Origin of the sequence: Paenibacillus sp. Aloe-11, from assembly GCF_000245715.1 — a bacterium.
Taxonomy (GTDB): Bacteria; Bacillota; Bacilli; order Paenibacillales; family Paenibacillaceae; genus Paenibacillus; species Paenibacillus kribbensis.
Map to the genome: position 1 here is coordinate 75,017 of NZ_JH601054.1, position 2,757 is coordinate 77,773.

At 49.5% G+C, this 2,757-nt stretch carries 2 protein-coding genes; both read left to right on the forward strand.

What is annotated here, in order from left to right:
- The coding region (locus WG8_RS28400; protein WP_007430360.1) for a condensation domain-containing protein at positions 1-820 on the forward strand (820 nt) is incomplete at its 5' end.
- Positions 821-994: 174 nt separating this feature from the next.
- Positions 995-2,757 (forward strand): AMP-binding protein (locus WG8_RS11540; RefSeq protein ID WP_007430361.1); only part of this gene is annotated, 1,763 nt, incomplete at its 3' end.

Consider the following 2,757-nt stretch of genomic DNA (forward strand, 5'->3'; position numbering starts at 1 on the left):
AATGCAGCGCGAGTCATACCAACGCCGGGAACGCTTCTGGCTGGAGCATTTAGCCGGAGAATTACCGATACTGGATCTGCCGATTGCTTATCCGAGACCTGCTGCCCGCAGCTTCGAGGGTGCGCTGTATGAATTTACAGTTGATCCGAATGTATCCGGGCAGCTGCACCGAATGGTGGCGCAGACCGGAAGCACGCTGTACATGGTACTTTTGAGCGCCTACACCGTTCTGCTGTCCAAGTACAGCGGTCAGGACGATTTGATCATCGGTACTCCGGTAGCAGGCCGCTTGCTGCCTGAGCTGGAGCCACTGATCGGAATGTTCGTCAATACGCTAGCGATCCGGCATCAGCCAAAGGGCAACCAAACGTTCCACAGCTACCTGCTGGAAGCCAGAGATCGTACGCTGCAAGCCTTCGAGCATCAGGATTATCCACTTGAAGAGTTGGTGGAAAAGCTCGATGTAGCACGGGATGCAAGCCGCAACCCATTGTTTGACACGATGTTTGTACTGCAAAATACGGAGTCGCAGGAAGCGAAGCTTGAGACCTTGTCCTTCAGACCGTATGTTCAGGAGCACAGTATCTCCAAATTCGATTTGACCTTATCCATGAGTGATGAAGACGGAGTGATCAAGGGTTCCTTTGAATATTGCACGAAGCTGTTTGGGGCAGATGCTATTGAACGATTGACGGGAGATTTGTTAGCGATTCTGTCACAGGTTGGGGCAAATTCAGATTTGCTGTTAAGCGATATTCAGGTGAACTCGGACGAGCAGCCAGAAGGATTTTCACCGGATTCCATCGACTTTGTTTTCTAAATTCGTTTTCTAATGCAATGATTTCACTTTGCGTGTGCAGAAGGCGGCGGCTTGTCCGCTGCCCTTGCCTGCAAAGTATTATTTTTCCGACACCATGTTCAGTAACAACGTTCAACTACGCATCAACGCACCATTCCAACCGGGGTACGGCCCTATGAAGCAGGAGGGATGTCATTGAAAGCCTTATTTGAGAAGGAAAAAAATTACTGGAGTCATACGCTGGAACCTGAGGATCATATCATTTGCCTGCCATATACCAACAACGTATCCAAGGATGCAAATACAACGAATTTAAATTCCCATACGTACACGCTCACATTTCCATCTGAAATTTCCGGGCGAATATCTTCTATAACAGGTGGCGCTCCATGGGCAGTGTTTATGGTTCTGCTGGCTGGAGTAGAAAGCCTATTACATAAATACACAGGTGAGGAACGTGTGCTGCTGGGCATTCCGGTAGCCAAATCTGGCAACAGTGCAACAAAGCCGATCAATCATCTACTTTTACTAAAAAACACGCTGGATTCCACCACAACCTTCAAAGCCTTGCTGGCTCTAATCAAAACCTCTGTCAGCGAAGCGATTGAGCACCAGAATATTCCCTTTTGGAACTATACCGAAGGACTGGAAATTCCACGCAGCGAGGATGACAAGCCTCTTATTCACACCACGATATCTATGCAAAATATCCATATTTCCGATTTTCTGAATCATGTACAGTCTGAACTGGATTTTCAATTTCAATGGGAAAATGCAGCCGTTTCCCTGAACGTGAAGTACAGTAGCGACCGCTATAGCGAGGCGGCGATTGAACGCTTTGTTGAACAGCTGTTGCGGTTGTACACCATTGTTCTACATCAGCCAGAGCTGGCCATTTCCGCAGCACAAGTGCTGTCAGAGCAAGAAGTGGAGCAACTGGCTTATACCTTCAACGATACAGCTGCGGATTATCCGCGTCATGCGTCCATACATGCGTTGTTTGAGGAACAGGCGCAGCAGACACCACAGCAGGTGGCAGTGGTGTGCGGACAAGACAGGCTGACCTATGGAGAATTGAACGAAAAAGCGAGCCGTCTGGCTCATACATTGCGTAAGCTGGGAATCTGCACCGAGCAAACGGTTGGCATTGTGGCTGAACGCTCGATTGAAATGATCGTCGGTATGCTTGCGATTCTCAAAGCAGGCGGAGCGTATGTACCGATTGACTCCGATTATCCGAATGAGCGCGTACGCTATTTGCTGGAGGATTCTGGTGCAAACATACTGCTGGTACAGCGAATGGAGCATCGGCCCGTTGATTTTGCAGGAACTGTGCTCGACCTGAGTGATTCCGCAATCTATGGAACGGATGATGCTAATCGTTACAATCCCGTTTTGCCAAATGATCACGGGACGTATGCTGACACGGCTGATATGGGATACGTGGACTGCCTAAACCCGCTCTATTCCATTTCCGCTAGTTCCGAGCTTGCTTCTACTGCAACGACACAACCAGATACCAATCAACCAATAACCATTCAATCAGAAGCTGCGCAATCAGAACAAACAGAACAAGCAGAACAGATACAGCAGGCTTACACAGCCGGAGAACAACCGAAGGCGACCGCTGCTGATCGCCTCGCCTACATCATGTACACCTCAGGGACAACAGGCCAGCCCAAAGGGGTTATGGTGGAGCACCGCAATGTCATACGTTTGGTGAAAAATACAAACTATGCGCAATTGGATGCCGACACGCGCATTTTGCAGACCGGTGCCGTTGTCTTTGACGCGTCCACCTTTGAAATCTGGGGAGCGCTATTGAACGGCGGCCAGCTGGTGCTGGTGAGCCAGGATGTCATTTTGGACGCACCCAAACTGAAGGAATCTGTTCGCAATCACGGCATTACGACGATGTGGCTGACCGCACCGCTCTTTAACCAGCTGTCCCAGCAGGA